The following is a 21,378-nucleotide window of genomic DNA, read 5'->3' as shown; positions in this document are numbered from 1 at the left end:
CCCGGCGGCGCGCCCGCGGCTGCCGCGCGCCGCCTGAGTCCGGCCAGGACCACCGGCACGGCGTGGCGCGCCGGTGGCTGTGCTAGCGTTCGCGGTTTCAGCCGAAACCGTTTGCGGAGCCCCCGATGCCGAAACTGCCGCCCCTCTGCCTGGCCGTTGGCCTGGCCCTCGGCCTGGCCGCCGGTCCCGCCGCCGCCCAGCCGCAGGAGGCCGAGATGACCGACCCGTACCAATGGCTCGAGGAGGTGGAGGGCGAAAAGGCCCTCGACTGGGTGCGGGAACAGAACGCGAAGACCGAGGCCGAGCTGGCCGACACGCCCGGCTTCAAGGCGCTGGAGGCCGAGCTGCTGGTCATCTACGACTCCGACGAGCGCATCCCCGCCGTCGAGAAGATGGGGGACTACTACTACAACTTCTGGCGCGACAAGGACCACGAGCGCGGCATCTGGCGCCGCACCACCCTCAAGGAATACCGCAAGCCCCAGCCGCAGTGGGAACTGCTGCTCGACCTCGACGCGCTCAACGCCGCCGAGGGCGAGAACTGGGTCTGGCACGGCGCCGACTGCCTGCGCCCGGACTACCAGCGCTGCCTGATCGCGCTCTCGCGCGGCGGCGCCGATGCCGACGTCACCCGCGAGTTCGATCTCGCCGCGAAGGACTGGGTCGAGGACGGCTTCTTCCGCCCCGAGGCCAAGGGCGGCCTGCAGTGGATCGACCGCGACAACGTCTACGTCTACACCGATTTCGGCGAAGGCAGCCTGACCAGCTCGGGCTATCCGCGCATCGTCAAGCAGTGGCGCCGCGGCACCCCGCTGGCGCAGGCCGAAGTGGTCTACGAGGGAGAGCCCGGCGACATGTACATCGCCGCGGTCCGCGACCACACCCCGGGCTTCGAGCGCGACCTGGTCAGCCGCACCATCGCCTTCTACAACGACGAGCTCTACCTGCGCGGCGAAGACGGCGGGTTGACCAAGATCGACGTGCCCAACTCTGCCAGCAAGAACATCCACCGCGAATGGCTCACCCTGGAGCTGCGCGAACCGTGGGCGGTCGGCGGGCGCGAGTACCCGGCCGGTTCCCTGCTGGTCACGCGCCTGGACGCGTTCATGGCCGGCGGCCGCGAGTTCGACGTGCTGTTCGAGCCCAGCCCGACCACCTCTCTGGCCGGCGTCACCTGGACCCGCCACCACGCCGTGCTCAACGTGCTCGACGACGTCAAGAACCGGCTCACGGTGCTGACCCCCGGCGCCGACGGCTGGACCCGCAGCGCGTTCGCCGGCGCGCCGGAGTTCGGCACGGTCGCGGTCTCGGCGGTGGACGACGTCGAGTCCGACGCGGTGTGGTTGACGGTCACCGACTATCTCACCCCCAGCACCCTGTCGCTGGCCGAGATCGGCGAACGGCCGGAGCGGCTGAAGACCATGCCGGCGTTCTTCGACGCCTCCAGCCACGCCATCGAACAGCATTTCGCCACCTCCGAGGACGGCACCCGGGTGCCGTATTTCCTGGTGCGTCCGAAGGACCTGGAGCTCGACGGCGACAACCCGACCCTGCTGTACGGCTACGGCGGCTTCGAGATCTCGCTCACCCCCGGCTATTCCGGCGGCACCGGCAAGGGCTGGCTGGAGCGGGGCGGCACCTATGCGGTGGCCAACATCCGCGGCGGCGGCGAGTACGGCCCGCGCTGGCACCAGGCCGCGCTGAAGGCCAACCGTCACAAGGCCTACGAGGACTTCGCCGCGGTGGCGCGCGACCTGATCGAACGCGGCGTGACCTCGCCGCAGCGGCTGGGCATCCGCGGCGGCAGCAACGGCGGCCTGCTCACCGGCAACATGCTGACCCGCTACCCGGAGCTGTTCGGCGCGGTGGTGATCCAGGTGCCGCTGCTGGACATGCAGCGCTACCACAAGCTGCTGGCGGGGGCCTCGTGGATGGCCGAGTACGGCAACCCCGACGTCCCCGAGGAGTGGGAATACATCCGCACCTTCTCGCCCTACCACCTGTTCGACCCCGCGGTGGACTACCCGCCGACCCTGCTGCTCACCTCCACCCGCGACGACCGCGTGCACCCCGGCCATGCCCGCAAGATGATGGCGAAGATGGCCGGGGCCGGAAAGGACGTGCGCTACTACGAGAACATCGAGGGCGGCCACGGCGGCTCCGCCAACAACAGGCAGGCCGCGCACATGGACGCGCTGTACTTCACCTTCCTGTGGCAGCAGCTGGGCGATTGATGTCGCGCCCGCCCCCGCCACGCCCGCCGGCGCCCGCCGGTGGGTCCTCCATTGCGTTCAGCACCTCCGGGCCCCATCCATGAAGACCTCCTTCCTCCTTGCCGCGCTGCTGATGACCCAACAAGCGATCGCCACCGACACGCCCGCCCCGCCAGACGCCGAGAAGCGCGAGCACAGGGTCCAGGCCCCGCACGGCGCGGTGCGCGACGACGAGTACTACTGGCTGCGCGACGACGCCCGCCAGGACAAGGACGTGATCGCCTACCTCGAGGCCGAGAACGCCTATGTCGACGCGGTGATGGCGCCGCTGGAGCCGCTGCGCGAGGCGCTGTACGAGGAGATCGTCGGCCGGGTCAAGCAGGACGACAGCTCGGTGCCGTACCGCGAGCGCGGCTGGTGGTACTACACCCGCTACGAGACCGGCCGCGATTACCCGATCCACGCCCGGCGCCGCGATGGCGAAGGCGTGGACGCGGCCTCGATCCAGCGCGCCAACGAGGCCGGCGACACCACCGGCGAACAGATCCTGCTCGAGGTCAACCAGCTGGCCGAGGGCAAGGACTACTACAGCGTCGGCGACTGGCAGGTCAGCCAGGACAACACCATGCTGGCCTACGCCGACGACACCAGCGGCCGCCGCCAGTACACCGTGCGCTTCAAGAACCTGGCGACCGGCGAGGTGCTGGAGGACGCCATCCCCGGGGTGTCCGCCAACGTGGTGTGGGCCGACGACAACCGCACCCTGTTCTACATCGAGAACGACCCCGAGACCCTGCTGACCAAGCGGGTCAAGAAGCACGTGGTCGGCACCCCGGTGTCCGAGGACGTGCTGGTCTACGAGGAGGCCGACGACAGCTTCTACATGGGCATCGGCCGCACCCGCGACGACGCCTTCGTCTGCATCCAGGTCGAGAGCACCGTTTCATCGGAGATGCGCTGCGCGCCCGCCGCCGACCCGCGCGAGTTCGCGGTGTTCGCCCCGCGCCAGCGCGACGTCGAGTACGACGCCGACCACCACGGCGGCCGCTGGGTGGTGCGCACCAACCAGGATGCGCCCAACTTCAAGCTGATGACCGCCCCCACCGACGCGCGCTCGCGCGATCAGTGGCAGGAATGGCTGGCGCACAGCGACGAGGTGTTCATCGAGGGCTTCGAGCTGTTCGACGGCTTCACCGCGGTCGAGGAGCGCTCCAACGCCCTGGAGCGGGTGCGGCTGATCAAGCCCGGCGGCAGCGAGGAGTACGTGCGCGCCGACGAGCCCGCCTATTCGATGGGCCTGAGCGTCAACTCCGAGGCGGACACCGAATGGGTGCGCTACGGCTACACCTCGCTGACCACCCCGGCGACCACCTACGAGCTGAACGTCGCCACCGGCGAGCGCCGCGAGCTCAAGCGCCAGCCGGTGCCCGGCTACGATCCGGAACGCTACGTCACCGAGCGGGTCTGGGCCGAGGCCCGCGACGGCACCCGGATCCCGGTGTCGCTGGTCTACCGCAGGGGCTACGAGAAGGACGGCAGCGCCGCGCTGCTGCAGTACGCCTACGGCAGCTACGGCGCCTCGATGGACCCGGGCTTCAACCAGACCGTGGTCAGCCTGCTGGACCGCGGCATGGTCTACGCCATCGCCCACATCCGCGGCGGCCAGGAGATGGGCCGCAAGTGGTACGACGACGGCAAGCTGTTCAACAAGATCAACACCTTCACCGACTTCATCGACGTCACCGATTTCCTGGTGGGCGAGGGCTACGCGGCGAAGGACCGCGTCGCCGCCTACGGCGGCAGCGCCGGCGGCCTGCTGATGGGCGCGGTGGCGAACATGGCGCCGGAGAAGTACGCGGTGATCCTGTCGCAGGTGCCGTTCGTCGACGTGGTCACCACCATGCTCGACCCCAGCATTCCGCTGACCACCAACGAATACGACGAGTGGGGCAACCCGGAACAGGCCGACTACTACCAGTACATGCTCTCGTATTCGCCGTACGACAACCTGAAGGCCCAGGCCTATCCGGCCATGTTCATCGGCACCGGTTTGTGGGACTCGCAGGTGCAGTACTGGGAGCCGGCCAAGTACGTCGCCCGCCTGCGCGACCTCAACACCGGCGAGGGCACCGTGGTGTTCCGCACCAACATGGACGCGGGCCACGGCGGCAAGTCCGGCCGCTTTCGCCGCTACCGCGAGCTGTCCGAGATGTACGCCTTCCTGGTCGACCGCCTCGGCGCGAACTGAGGCCGGCCTGCCCGGCAGGTGCGCGGCACGCCGCCACGCACCGCAGCGGCAGCGACCGCTCGATGGCCGCTCCCCCGGAGGAGCGGCCCATGGCCGCGAAGGCCGCGGCAGGCTCCGATCGGGTGGGCGGCGATCCCCGGCATGGCCGACCGCGCCGGCCTTCGCGTGCATGGCACGCTCCTGCAGGGAATGCGGCCTAACCGGTGCATGTGTTGCCGTCGGGGTGCCCGCCCGATGCGCGGCGGCGGATATCATGCCGGCATGTCCCGGCGCATCCGCTTCCGCTGGGCCTGGTGGCTGCTGGCCTATGTCAGCCTGGGGCTGGGCCTGCTCGGGGTGATCCTGCCCGGCCTGCCGACCACGCCCTTCATCCTGGTGGCCGCCTGGGCCGCGGCGCGCGGCTCGCGGCGGCTGCAGCGCCGGCTGCTGGCGCACCCGCACTTCGGGCCGATGATCCGCGACTGGCGCCGCCACGGCGCGGTCGCCCGCCGCAGCAAGCGGCTCGCGCTGGCGACCATGGCGATCTGCGCGGTGTTGCTGGCGATCCTGCTACCGCTCAACCCCGCGCACCGCTGGTGGATGACCGCCCTGCCGATCGCCTGCATGGCGATCGTCGGCACCTGGCTGTGGCTGCGCCCGGAGCCGCCGGCGCGCTGAGCCGGACCTTCGCCCCAGCCGCGCCGGCGTCGTCTTCGCGGCCGCCGCGCGCTAGACTGCCGGCCATGAACGCACGCATCTCGCTCGCCCTGCTGCTGTCCGCGCTGCTGCTCGCCGCCTGCGGCAACAAGGCCGACCTGTTCCGTCCGCCGCCGCCGGAAACCGAAGGCGAAGCGGAAGCCGCGAGCCCGGACGCCACCGGTGCCGACCAGGCGACGCCCGCCACGGACGAGGGGGCCCCCGCGCCCGACGCGGACGGCACCGTGCCGACCGCCGAGCCGCTGCCGCTGCCGCCGCCCGGCATCGAGGCGGACGAGGGCTCCCCCGCCACCGGTGGCACCGGCGCCGGCGCGGCGGCCACGCCGTCCCCGCCGGCGGGCACCGTGCCCGTCGGCGCCGACGGTAGCGGCGCGCCCGCCGAGGGCGACGACCCCGATGACGCCGGCAATGCCAAAGACGACGACGGTGACGGCGGCTGAGCCGATGGCCGAAGGCACGCCGCGCGCCGGTTCGGGGCTGCGTTTCTCCAAGATGCACGGTGCCGGCAACGATTTCGTGGTGCTCGACCTGCGCAGTGGCGCCGCGGCGCCCACGCCGGCGCTGTGCCGCGCCCTGGCCGACCGCCACGCCGGCGTCGGCTGCGACCAGATCCTGACCCTCGAACCCGCGCGCAGCGCTGCAGCGGTGGCCGCCTACCGCATCTGGAACGCCGACGGCAGCGCCTCGCAGCAGTGCGGCAACGGTGCGCGCTGCGTGGCCGCCTGGCTGCTGCGCGACGGCGCCGCGCGCGCGCCGCGGTTCGCGCTGGACAGCCCCGCCGGCACCCACGCGGTCGAGCGCCTGGACGACGGGCGCCTGCGCATCGCCATGGGCGTGCCGGACTTCGCCCCGGCGGCGCTGCCGCTGCGCGGCTTCGAGCCGGCCGACGACTACGCCCTCGCGCTCGACGGCGCCCCCGTGCGTTTCGGCGCGGTGTCGATGGGCAATCCGCACGCGGTGATCGAAGTCGACGATGTCGACATCGCGCCGGTCGGCCGGATCGGCGCGGCGCTGCAGGCGAGCGGTGCGTTCCCGGAATCGGTGAACGTCGGCTTCGCCCAGGTGCTCGGGCCGGACCGCATCCGCCTGCGCGTGTACGAGCGCGGCGTCGGCGAGACCCGCGCCTGCGGCAGCGGCGCCTGCGCGGCCGCCGCGGTGCTGATGCGGCGCGGCCGCGTCGGCCGCAGCGTCGAGGTCGAACTGCCCGGCGGCGCGCTGGGTATCGCCTGGCCCGGCGGCGGCGCCGAGATCACCATGGCCGGACCGGCCGCATTCGTCTTCGAGGGGGTATGGAACGCATGAGCAGCACCGTGGAGAAGATCGGCGCCCACGAGATCGCCGCATGGCTGCGGCGCCACCCGAAGTTCCTGCAGCAGTTCCCGGACCTGGCGCTGAGCCTGGTGGTGCCGCGCGAGGACGGCCCGGCCGCCTCGCTGGCCAGCTACCAGCTGGAGGTGCTGCGCGACAAGAACCGCGAGCTGTCGCGGCGGCTGCAGGACCTCTACGCGGTCTCGCAGGAGAACGAGCGGCTGGCGGTGCGCACTCACCAGCTCACCCTGGCGCTGATGCGCCAGGACAGCGCCGCCGCCAGCGTGCGGGCGATGGCCGCGTCGCTGGCCGAGGACTTCAGCGGCGACCTGGTGCGCATCGTGCTGTTCGCGCCGGTGCCGGGCCTGGACGATGCCGAATGGCTGCAGGTGGTGCCGCGCGACGACCGCCTGCTGCAGCCGTTCGGCGACTGCCTGAAGAGCGGCGAGCCGCTGTGCGGCCGCCTGCACCCGGACAAGCAGGCGCTGCTGTACGGCCCGCGCGTGGACGAGGTGCAGTCGAGCGCGCTGCTGCCGATCGAGGGCATCGGCCTGGTGGCGGTGGGCAGCCGCGAACCGAACCGCTTCTATCCCGGCATGGGCACGCTGTTCCTGCGGATGATGGGCGAGGCCTTCGCCGCCGCGCTGCGCCGGTTCGATGGCTGAGCTCGCGCCACCCGCGGCGGTCGCCGCCCCCGAAGTCATCGACTTCCTTCGTCACCTGGAGGTCGAGAAGCGCACCTCCCCCCACACCCTCGACGCCTACCGCCGCGACCTGCGCGCGTTCGCCGCCTGGGCGCAGGGGCAGGGCATCGCCGAGCCGGCGCGGATCGACAATGCCGGCGTGCGCGCCTTCATCGCCGCCGAGCATCGCCGCGGCCTCGCGCCCAAGAGCCTGCAGCGGCGCCTGTCCGCCTGTCGCAGCTTCTACCGCTGGCTGCTCCGGCACGGCCGCATCCAGGCCGACCCGAGCGCCGGCATCCGCGCGCCCAAGGCCGCGCGCAAGCTCCCGCAGGTGCTGGACCCGGACGAGGCCAAGGCGCTGGTGGAAGTGCCCACCGACGTGCCGCTGGGCCTGCGCGACCGCGCCATCCTCGAACTGTTCTATTCCTCGGGCCTGCGCCTGGCCGAGCTGTGCGCGCTGCGCTGGCGCGACCTGCAGCTCGACGACGGCCTGGTCACGGTGCTCGGCAAGGGCAGCAAGCAGCGCAGCGTGCCGGTCGGCTCGCACGCGCGCCGAGCGCTGGCGGAGTGGCGGGCCGAGACCGGCGCGGCGGCGGATGCGCCGGTGTTCCCCGGCCGCGGCGGCGGCCCCATCACCCCGCGCGCGGTGCAGCTGCGCCTGCGCCTGCTGGCGCAGCGCCAGGGCCTGTTCAAGCGCGTGCATCCGCACCTGCTGCGGCACAGCTTCGCCAGCCACGTGCTCGAATCCTCCGGCGACCTGCGCGGGGTGCAGGAACTGCTCGGCCACGCCGACATCGCCACCACCCAGATCTACACCCACCTCGACTTCCAGCATCTGGCCAAGGTCTACGACGCCGCGCACCCGCGCGCCCGGCGCAAGCCCGAGAAATCCTGAAGCTTCGCCCCCGTAGGGGCGTGCCATGCACGCGAAAGCCGGCGCCGCCGGTGATCCCGCGAACGCCGCACCACCGGATATCCACCACCGATCGGCCGACACTCTCGCGGCCTTCGCGGCCATGGGCAGCTCCTACACGACATCGCCGCGGCCGCGCGTTCGCCCCCGCGCGGCCCATGCGGTCTTCGTGGCTTCGCGGCAACGATCCGCGTCTGCGGCATGGCCGACGCGCAGGGGCGCCGCGCAGGTGTGGTAAAAACCCATCGCCGCCGTCCGCCCGCAGCGGGCATGGCACGCGCCGTCGGCGGCGTGCCGGCGGCACCGGCGCAGGGGCGATCTCGCGCCATCGGTTCCACCATCCAATCCAATCTCGGGGACATTGCCATGCAGCACTGCCAGGGCGCCTCGCGCGCCTGCCGCCGCGCATCGAAAGGACACCGTGCACATCCGCTGGCGCAGGCCATCGCCCTGGAAGTCCGCCGCCCGGCCGCGCCGCGCCGCGCGCGGCCGCTGGCCCTGGCCGCCGCCGCGCTGCTCGCGGCGGGCACGGCGGGGCCGCTCATGGCGCAATCGTGGACAGGCACCATTTCCAGCGACTGGTTCGACCCCGACAACTGGCAGGAGGGCACCGTGCCTGCCGGCGGGCAGGCGGTCATCGACACCACGGCGCCCAACGCGACCGAGATCGCGGCCGGCGCGGCCACCGCTGCCGAGGTCGTGGTGGGCTCGACCGGGAGCGGGCGGCTCGCCATCCACAGCGGTGGAACGCTGGCCAGCGGCTACGGCGTCATCGGCAACGGCGCCGGGTCCAACGGGCTGGTGTCGGTGGACGGCGCGGGCGCTGCCTGGCTCGTGACTGGCCCTGATAGTCCGCAGATCCAGATCGGCAGCAGCGGCACCGGACGTCTCGAGGTGACCAATGGCGGCCGCGTCGATGCGCAGCAATTGCTCGCGGTCGGCGCGCTCGCAGCCGGCGACGGCACCCTGGTGGTGGACGGCGCAGGCTCGCTGGCGACCAGCGGCGCCGTCGTGGTCGGCTACGGCGGCAGCGGCACCCTGCTGCTCGGCGGGGGCGGCCGGATCGAAAGCACGCTGGGGTACCTGGGCAACGCCGCCGGCTCCTCGGGCACGGCCACGGTCACCGGACCGGGCACGCTGTGGGACACCAGCGCACTGGTGGTCGGCAGCGGCGGCGCCGGCGAGCTGCACATCCAGGACGGCGGCGCGGTCGAGGCGGACGTCGCCACCTTCGGCTCGCTCGCCGGCGTGCAGGGCGAAGCATCGGTGACCACTGGCGGCAGCCTCGCATCGGCGGGCCAGCTGATCGTCGGCCAGGCCGGCATCGGCAGCCTGGCGGTGGACACCGGCGGTAGCGCCTCGGCGAACTCCATCGTACTCGGCGAGACGGCGGGGGGCGAAGGCACCGCCACGGTCGCCGGCAATGCCAGCAGCCTGGTCGCCGCGAACGGCCTGACCATCGGCCTCAGCGGCACCGGCGCCCTGGGTGTCGACACCGGCGCGACCGTCCAGGTGGGCGCCGTGTTGCTCGGTGCGAACGCCGGTGCGCTGGGTTCCTTGAGCCTCGACGGCAGCGGTTCGTTGCTGACCCAGGCCGGGGGCGTCGATTCCTTCGTCGTCGGCCATGCCGGCAGCGGCACCCTGGCGATCGGCAACGGCGCGGAGGTCGCCAGCGACGAGGGCTTGGTCGGCAACGGCGCGGGCGGGCAGGGCGAGGTCACCGTCAGCGGAGCGGGCTCGGCCTGGAACATGACCGGCAACCTGTTCGTCGGGGTGGGAGGCACCGGCAGCGTGGACGTGACGGACGGGAGCGTGGCGAGCGCCAGCGGCATCCTCGGGCGCTTCGCGGGCGCCTCGGGCACGGTGACGGTCGGCGGGGCGGGCGCGAACTGGAACCTTGGCAACTCGCTGGAGATCGGCCGCGCAGGCGAGGGCACGCTGCTGGTCGAGCAGGGCGGAACGGTGTCGGGCATCGACGGCATCCTCGGCGCCGAGGCCACTGGGAGCGGCAGCGCGCTGGTTCGCGGCGCCGGCTCGTCATGGAGTACCTCGGTGGACCTGGTGGTCGGCAGCAGCGGCAACGGCGCGCTGACCCTGGCCGACGGCGGCACCGTCCAGGTCGGCGGTGCGATGGTTCTCGCCGACGTGGCCGGTTCTTCCGGCACCCTCGTCCTCGGCGCGGCCGCCGGCGATCCGGCCGCCGCCGCCGGGACGCTCGATGCCGCGACGGTGGAACTGGGCGCCGGCAGCGGCACGATCGTCTTCAACCATACCGGCAGCGGCTACGCCTTCGACGCCGCGATCGGCGGCAACGGCACGCTCGAGCAGCTGGCCGGTACCACCATCCTGACCGGCGCCGGCGATGCCGGCGGCGCGGCGAACGTGGCGGGCGGCACCCTGCTGGTGGAGGGTTCGCTGGGGAACATGACCACCACGGTGCACGGCGGCGCCACCCTCGGCGGCTCCGGCGCGATCGGCGGCGGCGTGCTCGTGCAGGACGGCGGTGTCCTGGCGCCGGGCTCCAGCGCCGGCACGCTCACGCTCGGTTCGCTGACACTCTCTTCCGGCGCGATCCTCGACTACGAACTCGGCCAGGCCGGCGTGGTCGGCGGCGGCGTCAACGACCTGATCGCGATCGACGGCGACCTCGTCCTCGACGGCACCCTCGACGTCACCGACATCGGCGGCTTCGGCGCCGGCGTGTACCGGCTGATGGACTACGGCGGCGCGCTGACCGACAACGGGCTGGATCTCGGCCTGCTGCCGGGCGGCACCGACCCGCAGGACCTGTTCCTGCAGACCGCGATCGGCGGCCAGGTGAACCTGGTCAACAGCGCCGGGATGGTGCTGTCGTTCTGGGACGGGGCCGACGCCAGCGGCCACAACAACGGCGCCGTGGACGGCGGCGACGGCGCCTGGAACGCCGCCGACGGCAACTGGACCGATGCCGGCGGCGCCCTCAACGGGCTTTGGGACGACGGCGTGTTCGCGGTGTTCGGCGGCAGCGCCGGCACGGTCACGGTGGAGGGCGAACAGGCGATCGGCGGCGCGCAGTTCATGGCCGACTACACCCTGGCCGCCGGCACCGGCGGCGCACTGCGCGTGGACGATGCAGCCACGGTGATCCGCGTCGACCCCGGCGTCACCGCCGCGATCGGCACGCCGATCGCCGGCAGCGGTGGCCTGGTCAAGACCGATACCGGCACCCTGGTGCTGTCGGCTGCCAACACCTATGCCGGCGGCACCCGCATCGACCGCGGCACCCTGCAGGTGTCGTCCGACGCCAACCTCGGCGCCGCCTCGGGCGGTCTGCGCTTCGACGGCGGCACCCTGCGCAACACCGCCGCCTTCGACAGCGCGCGCGACATCGCGCTCGACGCCGAAGGCGGCGTGCTGCAGACCGATGCCGACCTGGCGCTTTCCGGCACGATCGGCGGTGCCGGCACATTGACCAAGACCGGCGCCGGCACGCTCACGCTGGCGGGCGCCAACACCCATGCCGGCGGCACCCGAATCGAAGCAGGGGCGCTTCAGGTCTCCACCGACGCCAGCCTCGGCCACGCGTCCGCCGCGCTGACCATGGACGGTGGCGTGCTGCGCACCGGCGCCGCGTTCGCCAGCGATCGCAATGTGGCGCTGCTGGCAGGCGGTGGCACCTTCGACGCCGGCCCCGACCTGGCGTTGACCGGCAACATCGCCGGCACCGGCGCGCTGCGCAAGACCGGCGCCGGTACCCTCACGCTGCGCGGCGATGCCACCCATGCCGGCGGCACCACCGTCGAGGCCGGCACCCTGCGCCTCGGCGATGGCGGCAGCGTCGGCAGCCTGGCAGGCGACGTGCACATCGCCGGCGGCGCCGGCTTCGTGTTCGATCGCGGCGACAGCTTCGCCTTCGACGGCGACCTTTCCGGCAACGGTGCGCTCGCCAAGCGCGGCGATGGCACCCTGGTGCTGACCGGCGACAGCGGTGCCTTCGCCGGCACAGGTAGCCTGGAGGCGGGCGCGCTGCGGATCGACGGCACGCTGGGCGGTACGCTCGCCGTTGCCAGCGGCGCGCTGCTCGGCGGTACCGGCACCCTCGGCAGCGTGGACAACGCCGGCACCGTGGCGGCCGGCGACTCGATCGGCACGCTCACCCTGGCCGGGGACTACGTGCATCGCGCAGGCGCCGTGCTCGCGGTCGAGATCGAACCCGGCGGCAGCGCCGACCTGCTAGACGTGGCGGGCAGCGCGACGCTCGAAGGCGGCCTGGTCGAGGTGGCGAAGGCGCCGGGGCAGTACGCCGGCGGCACCCGCTACACCCTGATCGACGCGGCCGGCGGCCTGAGCGGCAGCTTCGATGCGTTCGAGCAGGACCTGCCGTTCCTCGACCTGTCGCTGGCCTACGACGCCAACCACGCGTACCTGGACGTCGCCCGCAGCGACGTGGACTTCGACATCGTCTGCGGCGACGGCAGCCTCAATCAGTGCCGCGTCGCCGGCGCGCTCGACGCGATCGGCGAGCGCGGCGACCTCACGCCGGCGATGGAGGCGGTCCTGACCGAGGTGACCACGCTCACCCTGGAGCGGGCGCGGGCCGGCTTCGACCGGCTCTCCGGCGAAGCCCACGCCAGTTTCGCCGGGATGATGCTGGAAGGGCACGCGCTGTACGGCCGCACCGTGGCGCGTCGCCTGGCCGAGCGCCGCGAGGCGGTGGGCGCGGAGCGGCTGCGCGGGGGCACCTGGGTGCGCGCCTATGGCTCGGGCAGCGAACTGGATGGCGACGGCAACGCCCACGGCGCGCACCTCGAGCTGTACGGCGTGGCGGCCGGCGTCGACGCCTGGGCCGGCGAGTCGTGGCTGGTCGGCGCCAGCCTCAACACGCTGAAGGTCGACGCCGACTTCCGCGACGGCGACGGCGGCGAAGCCGACGCGAAGAACATCGCGCTCTACACCAGCGTGCAGGGTGAGCGGGCGTACCTGGACGTGGCCACCAGCTACGCCTGGTGGGACAGCGAGGTCTCGCGTCTGATCCAGGTTGGCGACATCGGCCACCGAGCCAGCAGCGACTACGGCATGCATCGTTTCGCCACCCACGTCGAGGCCGGCCTGAACTACCCAGTGGGTGGCGGCCTGCTGCAGCCGCTGCTGAGCGCGGAATGGAGCCTGCTGTCCACCGAGGGCTTCCGCGAGAGCGGCGCCGATGCGCTGGGCCTGGTGGGCAGCGCGCACAACGTCGAGCGCACCGTGGCGGGCCTTGGCCTGCGCTGGAGCGGCGCGTTCGGCGGCGGCGCCTGGCGCCTGGCGCCGACCGCGCAGGCGCGCTGGCTGCACACCTTCGGCGACCTGCACGCGGAGTTCGACGTCGCCCTGGCCGGCGCGCCGGATGCCGGCTTCCGCACCCGCGGCGTCACCGTGCCGGAGGACCGTGCCCTGCTCGGCGTGGGCCTGCAGGCAAGCCGCGACACGCTCGACCTCTTCGTCGACCTGGACTACCAGGCCGGCGACGACTTCGACGCCGCCAGCATCGGCGCCGGCATGCGCTGGCGCTGGTAGCCGGCCGCGGCCGGGGGAAGGCGGTCGCACCGGACTCGCACCGGGCGGCCGCCTCGCAGCAAGAGGGTGTGCCTTCCCCGCAGGTGCGTGCCATGTACGCGAAAGCCGGCGCCGCCGGCGATCCCGCGAACGCCGCACCACCGGATATCACCGCCGCCCAGGCCGCCGCTCACGTGGCCTTCGCGGCCATGGGCCGCGCCTACGGACTTGAGGTCCGCGGCACACCGCTTTCGCGCCGCCGCCAGCCGCCACCCTTGCCCCGGCCCGGTTCGGCCCCCACACAGGGGATTCGACCCCCGGAGCGCCCATGGATCCCAGCCGCCACCCCGACGTCTTCCACGCCACCACCATCGTCTCGGTGCGCCGCGGCGAGCGCGTCGCCATCGCCGGCGACGGCCAGGTCACCCTGGGCAACACCGTGATGAAATCCAACGCTCGCAAGGTGCGCCGCCTCGGCAAGGACGGCCAGATCCTGGCCGGCTTCGCCGGCGCGGCCGCCGACGCCTTCACCCTGTTCGAACTGTTCGAGACCAAGCTGGAGAAGCACGGCCAGCTGCTGCGCGCGGCCGTGGAATTCGCCAAGGACTGGCGCACCGAGCGCCGGTTCGGCAAGCTCGAGGCGCTGCTGGCGGTGGCCGACCGCGAGACCTCGCTGATCATCAGCGGCACAGGGGACCTGATCGAACCCGAGGACGGCCTGGTCGCGATCGGCTCCGGCGGCCCCTACGCGCTGTCCGCCGCGCGCGCGCTGCACACCCATACCACCATGGAAGCGAAGGACATCGCCATCGAGGCGCTGAAGATCGCCGGCGACGTGTGCATCTACACCAACCGCAACGTGGTGGTCGAGGAGCTGTGATTCAGGATTCGTGATGAGCAGCCATTCGGCTGTTGAAAGCGTTGGTTCGCAAGAGCGACCCGATGATCACGTCCCGGCACGCTCCTGACCAATCACCACTTCCGAATCACCGATCCCGAATCACGGCCCCCCTGATGACCAATAGCGGCTCTTCAACCATGACCCCCCGCGAGATCGTGCAGGAGCTCGATCGCCACATCGTCGGCCAGCAGCAGGCCAAGCGCGCGGTGGCGATCGCGCTGCGCAACCGCTGGCGGCGGATGCAGCTGGACGACGAGCTGCGCAACGAGGTGATGCCCAAGAACATCCTGATGATCGGCCCCACCGGCGTGGGCAAGACCGAGATCGCGCGGCGCCTGGCCACCCTGGCCAACGCGCCCTTCGTGAAGGTCGAGGCCACCCGCTTCACCGAGGTCGGCTACGTCGGCAAGGACGTGGAGCAGATCGTTCGCGACCTGGCCGACACCGCGGTCAAGATGTTCCGCGCCCAGGCCAAGCAGCGGGTCCGCACCCAGGCCGAGGAGCGCGCCGAGGACCGCATCCTCGACGCGCTGCTGCCGCGCCGCGAATCCGCGCCGCAGACCTTCGGCTTCAGCGCCCAGACCGCCACTGTCGACATCGGCGCCGAGCCCTCGCGGCAGGAGTCCGACACCCGCCAGAAGCTGCGCCGCCAGCTGCGCGCCGGCGAGCTGGACGAGCGCGAGATCGAGCTGGAACTGTCGGCCAACAGCGGCGTCGACATCATGACCCCGCCGGGCATGGAGGAAATGGGCCAGCAGCTGCGGCAGATGTTCTCCAACCTGGCCGGCAGCAAGACCCACAAGCGCCGCCTGACCATCCGCGCCGCGCGCCCGCAGCTGATCGAGGAGGAGGCCGGCAAGCTGGTCAACGAGGACGACGTGCGCGAGGCCGCCATCGAGGCCTGCGAGCAGCACGGCATCGTCTTCATCGACGAGATCGACAAGGTCGCCAAGCGTGGCGAAGCAGGCTCGATTGGCGGCGACGTCAGCCGCGAGGGCGTGCAGCGCGACCTGCTGCCGCTGGTGGAAGGCAGCACCGTCAGCACCAAGTACGGCTCGATCAAGACCGACCACATCCTGTTCATCGCCTCCGGCGCCTTCCACGTCGCAAAGCCCAGCGACCTGATCCCGGAGCTGCAGGGCCGCTTCCCGATCCGGGTGGAGCTGGCGGCGCTGACCAAGGACGACTTCGTGCGCATCCTCACCGAGCCGCGTGCCGCGCTCACCCTGCAGTACGTGGAGCTGATGAAGACCGAGGGCGTGCAGCTGCGCTTCGAGCCGGAGGCCGTGGAGCGCCTGGCCGAGATCGCCGCGCAGGTGAACGAGCGCCAGGAGAACATCGGCGCCCGCCGCCTGCACACCGTGCTCGAACGCCTGCTCGACTCCCTCAGCTACGAGGCCCCCGACCGCAGCGACAGCGTGGTCATCGACCGCGCCTACGTCGACCAGCAGCTGGGCGGGCTGGTGGAGGATCCGGACCTGAGCCGGTACATCCTCTAGCCGCGCCCGCCGGCCGCGCGAGCCCGCATGAGCCTCCCGCGGCCTTCGCGGCCATGGGCCGCTCCTACAGGCGGGGCGAACCGGTTTCCGTGGGAGCGTGCATGCACGCTGTGGGAGCGGCCCATGGCCGCGAAAGCCGGCGCGGCCGAATGATCGTCCGGAATCGTCGATATCCTTACCGCGATCATCAACGCGGGGCGCAGCCGTGGTGCATCGCATCCGCGTGGCGGCCCTGGTGCGGCCGGTATAGCAGGAGGGGATCCGGCGGCTGCGGTTGCGCTGGATCTCGTGGCCCTTCGTGCCGGGCGAACCTGAGGGACCCGGGCGATGACCCGGAGGGCCGCCAGCGCCATCGTTCAGGCATCCGTCTTGTCGAACACCTCCTCCACGCTGAGGCCGAAGGCGTCGGCGATGCGGAAGGCGAGCGGCAGCGATGGATCGAACCGGCCGTTCTCGATCGCATTGATGGAGTTGCGCGAGACGCGGACGCGCTCGGCCAGTTCCGCCTGGCTCCATGTCTTCTCGGCACGCAGCACGCGGATCCGGTTCTTCATGTCGACACTCGCCCGCACCTCATGACGGTTCCCCTGGTCCTTCCATGCGCCGCTGCCAGATCGCGGAGGCGAGCAGAACGGCGCCCAGCTGCATGAGGACCACCAGGATGAGGCCGAAGAACAGCGCCAGCTGCACGGCGCCGCGATCGGGCGTGTCCGGCGATCCGGTGCTCAGGGTGTTCGCCAGGTCGATCAGCCAGTTCGTCGCCGGCGGCGGCAACAGCAGCACCACCGTCGCCATCGCGCCCCAGATCCAGCCACGGGAGCTGGCGAATCCCGCGCCGGCGATCTGCATCTCGTCCTGATACCGCTGCATCTTGTGCGATACGAAAAGCGCGTAGCCCATCACGAAGATCGAGACCGCGGCAGCCATCGCCAGGACGAACGCGTCATCCTGCTGTTTCAGCCACGGGATCGCGGCAAAGAAACCGGCGACCACGACGACGACCGGCGAAAGCCAAAGCGCGGACCGGCCGATCTTGCCGGGAGGGTGGGGTGTCATGAGAGTCTTCCTTTGCAAGCGGAGCGCGGAGGACGATTCCTGGAGGCAGCGCGGTAGCGCCCCCAACAGGTCGGGCGGGGACAGGCGGAACCAAGCCGGGCGGGCCAGGAGCGCGCTGGTGCGTGCACCGTAGGCTTCCCAAAAAGCAAAGCTAGCTTGTCATCAATTCACGCCGATGACAAGTGTTGTTTGCATCCCGGTGGAGAAGCGCCTTTCCGGGCCCGGCCCGCCGCCCGCCAGCAGCCCCGACAGCGACACGCAGCCGCGAGGTCGGGACTGTCGATCCGTCCCGACCGTCCCTCGGGCTCACGCAGCGGGCGCCGCATTGCGTTTCGTGCGTTCGATGAAATCGAGCATCAGCGGCACCGCCGTGGCCGCGTGCGTCTCCAGCAGCAGGTGGCCGGCGTCGAGGACGTGCGCTTCCATCCTCGGCAGCGCGCGCATCCACGACAGCACCTCGGCCAGATCGAAATACACGTCGTGCCGTCCCCACACCATCAGCGCGGGCGGCTGCCAGCGCTCCAGGTAGCGGGCGATGTCGTCGAAGCGCGCGGCGTAGTTCGCGTAGTCGTCGATCAGCGCGCGCTGGGTGTCCAGGTGGCCCGGCAGGTTCATCACCCGCCAGTCCTCTTCCCAGTGCTCGGCAGGGATCCGCGCGGCCACGTCCGCCGGGACGCCGGCCACGTAGGTGTCGCGCGTGCCTTCGAGGGTCAGGTGCGCCGTGACCGCCGCGGTGTTTTCCGCAGTCGGCTGCGCCCAGTAGTCCAGCTGCGCGGCCCAGCCCGGTCCCCATCCGCTGCGGTGCGCGTTGGCGTTCTGGACGATCAGCCCCAGCACCCGTTCCGGCGCCTGCATCGCGATGTGCAGGCCCACCGGCGTGCCCCAATCGTGCAGGTAGATGAAACGCGGCCCGATGCCGAGCCGCTCCAGCAGCTCGGCGATCGCCTCGCCCATGGCGGAAAACGAGATCGACGGCAGCACGCCGGACTGGCCGTGGCCCGGCAGATCGGGCGCGATCACGTAGGCGGCCTGCGCCAGCGCCGGAACGACGGCCTCGAACATCCGCGACGAGTTCGGGGTGCCGTGCAGCAGCAGCACGGCGGGCCTGGTTGCATCGCCCGCTGTGGCGAACGCCAGCTCGGTGCCGCCGGACAGGCGAAGTCGCTCCATTTTCATGGATTGCTCCGGGTTGGATTGAAGATCATCGAATCTATTGTTCGGGCGTTATCGGTCGGTGAGAACCCCGGCAATGCCGCCTAACGAATTCATGAGCTGCCCGCCACGCCCCCCGGCTGTCTTCATCTGCGTTGTCCGCTACAGTTGTCCGGGCGAGGGGGCCGCGGTTATCGGCTCCGGGGAAAGCGCACCCGGCCTCGCCGGGTGCGCATACCTGGTCACTCGGCCACCAGGCTTCGGGGAAATCGAACATAGGACGCGGAAACCAAGGGGGTTCCCATGCGGTTCGTTGTGCTGGTTCTCATGGCGGCCGCGCTGTTCGGCGGGTACCGCTGGTGGCAGGGGCAGGAAGCCGAGGCGGCCGCAGCCGCGCCGAGCCCGAACGGGTTCGTGCAGGTGGAGATGCCCGATGGCGCCCCGCGCAATACCGTGCTGGTGCTCGCACCGCCGAACTGCCCCTCCGAGCAGGCCCAACGCGCCGAATCGCTCATCGCCGCGCTGGACGGGCAGGGCATCCCCGTGAAGCGCGGCAGCGGGATCGATTTCGAGGTCGCCAATCCCACGCCCGAGCAGATCGCAGGCATCGACCGCGCCGTGGCGGTGTTCCGGGCCGGTGCACCAGCGGTGTTCGTGAACGGCATGGCCATGTCCAACCCCACCGCGTCCCAGGCGGCGGCCGAATACCGCAGAACGCGGCTCTAGGCCCCGCGGTTCATCCTCGGGCCGACGCCACCGTATGCAGCGCCCCGCGGAAGATCAGCGCTCCGCCTGGGATGACGTGGCCGCCGGCTGGAAACGGTGGTGGCCGAGCATCGAGCAGGGCGCGCAGGCGGTCAGCGCGCGCATGCTCGACCTGGCGAAGGTGGGGCCCGGCCAGCGCGTGCTGGACATCGCCACCGGCATCGGCGAGCCCGCGTTGATGGCGGCGGGCCGGGTCGGCCCCCGCGGGCGGGTGGTGGCGACCGACCGTTCGCCGCGGATGCTCGCGATCGCCCGGGAGCGGGCCACCGGGTTGGGCCTGGCCAACGTGGAGTTCCTGCAAATGGATGCGGGGCGACTGGCGTTTCCCGATGGCAGCTTCGACGCCGTGCTGTGCCGCTGGGGCCTCGGCTACCTGCCCGATCCGGAGACCACCGCGGCCGAGGTCCGGCGCGTGCTGGTTCCGGATGGATGGTTCGCCACGTCGGTGTGGCAGGCGGGGCCGAGGGGCCGCCCCATGGCGAGCCTGGCGATGGCTGCCGCCACCGAGGCGTTCGACCTGCCGCCGCCGCCCGGGCCCACCGTTCCTGCTTCCGGCTCGGTAGAAGACGCGCTGGCCCGGCAGCTGGCTCGTGCCGGCTTCGCCGATGTACGGATCGAGGAAACCGCGCTGACATTGGAATTCCGGTCCACCGACGACTGCACGCGCTACCTGATGGACGTCTCGCCGGAATTTTCCGCGCTGTTCTCCGGTCGATCGCCGCAGCAACTGGCCGACTACCGGCACAGGCTGGCCGGCAGTCTCCGGCAGTACGCCGCGGCCGATGGCGGCGTCCGGGTGCCGAACGTCGCGGTCTGCGCGGCCGGGCGGCATTGACGCGTCTGGGCCCGGGCCGAATACTCGGGCGATACCGGCCCGCCCGGGCTGCCGGGTGCCGGGCCGCAACGGAAGCCCCATGAAGTTCCTCAGCCAAAGCGAGTCGCGCCGTTTCGCGGAAGCATGGCTTCCGGCGTGGTCAGGCAACGATCCCGGACGGCTCGCCAGCTTCTACTCGGACGATGCGTTCTACCTCGATCCTGGCGTGCCGCAGGGCATCGCGGGAAAACCCGCCTTGCTCGCCTATTTCACCAAGCTGCTCGGCCGCAACCCCGACTGGGTGTGGTCGCAGATCGAGGGCATTCCCATGGAGGGCGGCTTCTTGAACAAGTGGCGCGCCGAGATCCCGGTGGGGCCCAAGGTGCTCGAGGCGACGGGCGTCTGCCTTGTTCAACTGGACAGCGCAGGGAAGATCCGGAGGAACGAGGTCTACTTCGACAGAACCGAGCTGCTGGCGGAAATCGGCAGGCAGCATGCGGGGTGAATGGAGCGGCGGCCCGAACCCGGTTCAAGCCGCGCCGCGGACCGCGCAGCAGGCAATCGATCGGCATCGGGAGGCACCATGATCGTCACCATCGCCCACGTGGCGGACTTCGACCAGTTCCTGCGCACCTTCTCGAACGAGGGCGTGGCGAAGCGGCGCGAGCACGGCTGCAAGGGCGCCCAACTCGTCCGCGACCCCGGCGACCCCCAACGGGTGTGGGCGTTCTTCGACTGGGCGCAGGAGGATTACGAGGGGTTCCTCGCCGACCCGGAAGTGCCCGCGATCGCACGGAAGCTCGCGCTCCGGGAGCCGCCGGTGAAGGTGGAGCCCGTGGCGCGGTTCGACGCCTGACCTAAAAGAACCGAGCAAAGGCGCTGCTTGCCCGCTTGGGCTTCAAGGTCCAGTCGGTGGTGGACGGTACGGCTTCCACGTCGTGCGAGCTGCCGCGCAAGGATCGATGAACCATGTTGACCACGTGATTGCACTTCAAAGAGCGCTGTGCCCACGATGCCTGTCGAGACCGCCACGCCATCCGATCAAGACCGCATCATTGCAGTCCTTGCGCTGGCGTTCGGTACGGACCCCGGCACGCGCTGGACATATCCCGATCTGCACGTGAAGCACACGTCGGCAGCCCGTGACCGGGAGCGTAAGTGCATACTGGCGCGGCGCTGGTACCGGACAGCAGGAGGAAACATGCAGAAGGTCTTGGGCATCGGGGGCGTGTTCTTCCGCGCGAAGGAGCCCGAAGCGCTGTCGCGCTGGTACACCGACCACCTCGGCATCGATATCTTCGAAGCCGTCTGGCACCAAAACAGCGGGCCCACCGTGTTCTGTCCATTCAAGCACGACACCCGGTATTTCGGCCGGCCCGAGCAGCAGTGGATGATCAACTTCCGCGTCGCCGACCTGGACGCGATGATCGAACAGCTGCGCAATCAGGGCATCGACGTGGAGACCCGGCCGGAAGAATGGGACTCGGAGGTCGGCAGGTTCGCGCGAATCCACGACCCCGAGGGCAACCCGATCGAACTGTGGGAACCGGCGCCTCACGACGCGCTGGGCAATACCGGCCCCTAGCGCTCGCGCTGACGGCGCGCTTACACGCCAC

Annotated in this window: 18 protein-coding genes; 15 read left to right on the top strand and 3 right to left on the bottom strand. The window is 71.4% G+C overall.

Going from position 1 to position 21,378, the window contains the following annotated elements; translation table 11 throughout:
• Positions 1-125 precede the first annotated feature (125 nt).
• From QFW77_RS01905 to hslU, 10 genes are all read left to right on the top strand, one after another.
• The gene (locus tag QFW77_RS01905) at positions 126-2,234 is read left to right on the top strand and encodes a prolyl oligopeptidase family serine peptidase (protein ID WP_280572516.1); all 2,109 of its coding nucleotides are present in this window, start codon (positions 126-128) and stop codon (positions 2,232-2,234) included.
• A 79-nt stretch (positions 2,235-2,313) separates the two neighbouring features.
• Positions 2,314-4,461 (top strand): S9 family peptidase, encoded by a 2,148-nt coding sequence (locus tag QFW77_RS01900; RefSeq protein WP_280572515.1) that lies wholly within the window; start codon positions 2,314-2,316, stop codon positions 4,459-4,461.
• 261 nt (positions 4,462-4,722) lie between these two features.
• Positions 4,723-5,118 carry a YbaN family protein gene (locus QFW77_RS01895; protein ID WP_280572513.1) on the top strand — a complete coding sequence of 132 codons (396 nt, stop codon included), beginning with the start codon at positions 4,723-4,725 and terminating at the stop codon, positions 5,116-5,118.
• A gap of 65 nt (positions 5,119-5,183) precedes the next feature.
• Positions 5,184-5,597, top strand: a complete 414-nt coding sequence (gene lptM / locus QFW77_RS01890) for an LPS translocon maturation chaperone LptM (RefSeq protein WP_280572512.1) — start codon at positions 5,184-5,186, stop codon at positions 5,595-5,597.
• Between the two features lie 4 nt (positions 5,598-5,601).
• Positions 5,602-6,459, top strand: coding sequence for a diaminopimelate epimerase (gene dapF / locus QFW77_RS01885; RefSeq protein ID WP_280572547.1), 858 nt, complete (start codon positions 5,602-5,604; stop codon positions 6,457-6,459).
• Positions 6,456-7,130, top strand: coding sequence for a DUF484 family protein (locus QFW77_RS01880; RefSeq protein ID WP_280572511.1), 675 nt, complete (start codon positions 6,456-6,458; stop codon positions 7,128-7,130). The genes dapF and QFW77_RS01880 overlap by 4 nt, the downstream gene beginning before the upstream one ends.
• Positions 7,123-8,043 carry a tyrosine recombinase XerC gene (xerC, locus tag QFW77_RS01875; protein WP_280572510.1) on the top strand — a complete coding sequence of 307 codons (921 nt, stop codon included), beginning with the start codon at positions 7,123-7,125 and terminating at the stop codon, positions 8,041-8,043. The genes QFW77_RS01880 and xerC overlap by 8 nt, the downstream gene beginning before the upstream one ends.
• A gap of 288 nt (positions 8,044-8,331) precedes the next feature.
• Positions 8,332-13,596 carry an autotransporter domain-containing protein gene (locus QFW77_RS01870; RefSeq protein WP_280572509.1) on the top strand — a complete coding sequence of 1,755 codons (5,265 nt, stop codon included), beginning with the start codon at positions 8,332-8,334 and terminating at the stop codon, positions 13,594-13,596.
• A 307-nt stretch (positions 13,597-13,903) separates the two neighbouring features.
• Entirely contained in the window at positions 13,904-14,455 is a 552-nt protein-coding gene (gene hslV / locus QFW77_RS01865; RefSeq protein WP_280572508.1) for an ATP-dependent protease subunit HslV, read from the top strand.
• 134 nt (positions 14,456-14,589) lie between these two features.
• Positions 14,590-15,975, top strand: a complete 1,386-nt coding sequence (gene hslU / locus QFW77_RS01860) for an ATP-dependent protease ATPase subunit HslU (protein WP_280572507.1) — start codon at positions 14,590-14,592, stop codon at positions 15,973-15,975.
• A 356-nt stretch (positions 15,976-16,331) separates the two neighbouring features.
• Here hslU and QFW77_RS01855 read toward each other — a convergent pair whose 3' ends face one another.
• From QFW77_RS01855 to QFW77_RS01845, 3 genes are all read right to left on the bottom strand, one after another.
• Positions 16,332-16,529, bottom strand: coding sequence for a helix-turn-helix transcriptional regulator (locus QFW77_RS01855; RefSeq protein WP_280572506.1), 198 nt, complete (start codon positions 16,527-16,529; stop codon positions 16,332-16,334).
• Positions 16,530-16,548: 19 nt separating this feature from the next.
• Positions 16,549-17,049: a hypothetical protein gene (locus QFW77_RS01850; RefSeq protein ID WP_280572504.1), complete on the bottom strand. Its 501-nt coding sequence runs from the start codon at positions 17,047-17,049 to the stop codon at positions 16,549-16,551.
• Positions 17,050-17,337: 288 nt separating this feature from the next.
• Entirely contained in the window at positions 17,338-18,207 is an 870-nt protein-coding gene (locus QFW77_RS01845) for an alpha/beta fold hydrolase (RefSeq protein ID WP_280572501.1), read from the bottom strand.
• Between the two features lie 303 nt (positions 18,208-18,510).
• On the opposite strand from QFW77_RS01845, the gene QFW77_RS01840 reads away from it, so the two are divergent.
• The 5 genes from QFW77_RS01840 to QFW77_RS01820 all read left to right on the top strand — a co-directional run bounded on the left by QFW77_RS01840 (position 18,511) and on the right by QFW77_RS01820 (position 21,347).
• Positions 18,511-18,909: a hypothetical protein gene (locus QFW77_RS01840; protein WP_280572500.1), complete on the top strand. Its 399-nt coding sequence runs from the start codon at positions 18,511-18,513 to the stop codon at positions 18,907-18,909.
• 34 nt (positions 18,910-18,943) lie between these two features.
• Entirely contained in the window at positions 18,944-19,783 is an 840-nt protein-coding gene (locus tag QFW77_RS01835) for a methyltransferase domain-containing protein (RefSeq protein WP_280572499.1), read from the top strand.
• Positions 19,784-19,862: 79 nt separating this feature from the next.
• Positions 19,863-20,267, top strand: a complete 405-nt coding sequence (locus tag QFW77_RS01830) for a nuclear transport factor 2 family protein (protein ID WP_280572497.1) — start codon at positions 19,863-19,865, stop codon at positions 20,265-20,267.
• 78 nt (positions 20,268-20,345) lie between these two features.
• Positions 20,346-20,618, top strand: coding sequence for an antibiotic biosynthesis monooxygenase family protein (locus QFW77_RS01825; protein ID WP_280572496.1), 273 nt, complete (start codon positions 20,346-20,348; stop codon positions 20,616-20,618).
• 345 nt (positions 20,619-20,963) lie between these two features.
• Positions 20,964-21,347, top strand: a complete 384-nt coding sequence (locus QFW77_RS01820) for a VOC family protein (RefSeq protein ID WP_280572495.1) — start codon at positions 20,964-20,966, stop codon at positions 21,345-21,347.
• Positions 21,348-21,378 lie beyond the last annotated feature (31 nt).

This window comes from Luteimonas endophytica (assembly GCF_029887875.1).
GTDB lineage: Bacteria > Pseudomonadota > Gammaproteobacteria > Xanthomonadales > Xanthomonadaceae > Luteimonas > Luteimonas endophytica.
Note: the sequence above shows the minus strand (reverse complement) of the source record. Positions and strands in the feature narration are given on the sequence as shown.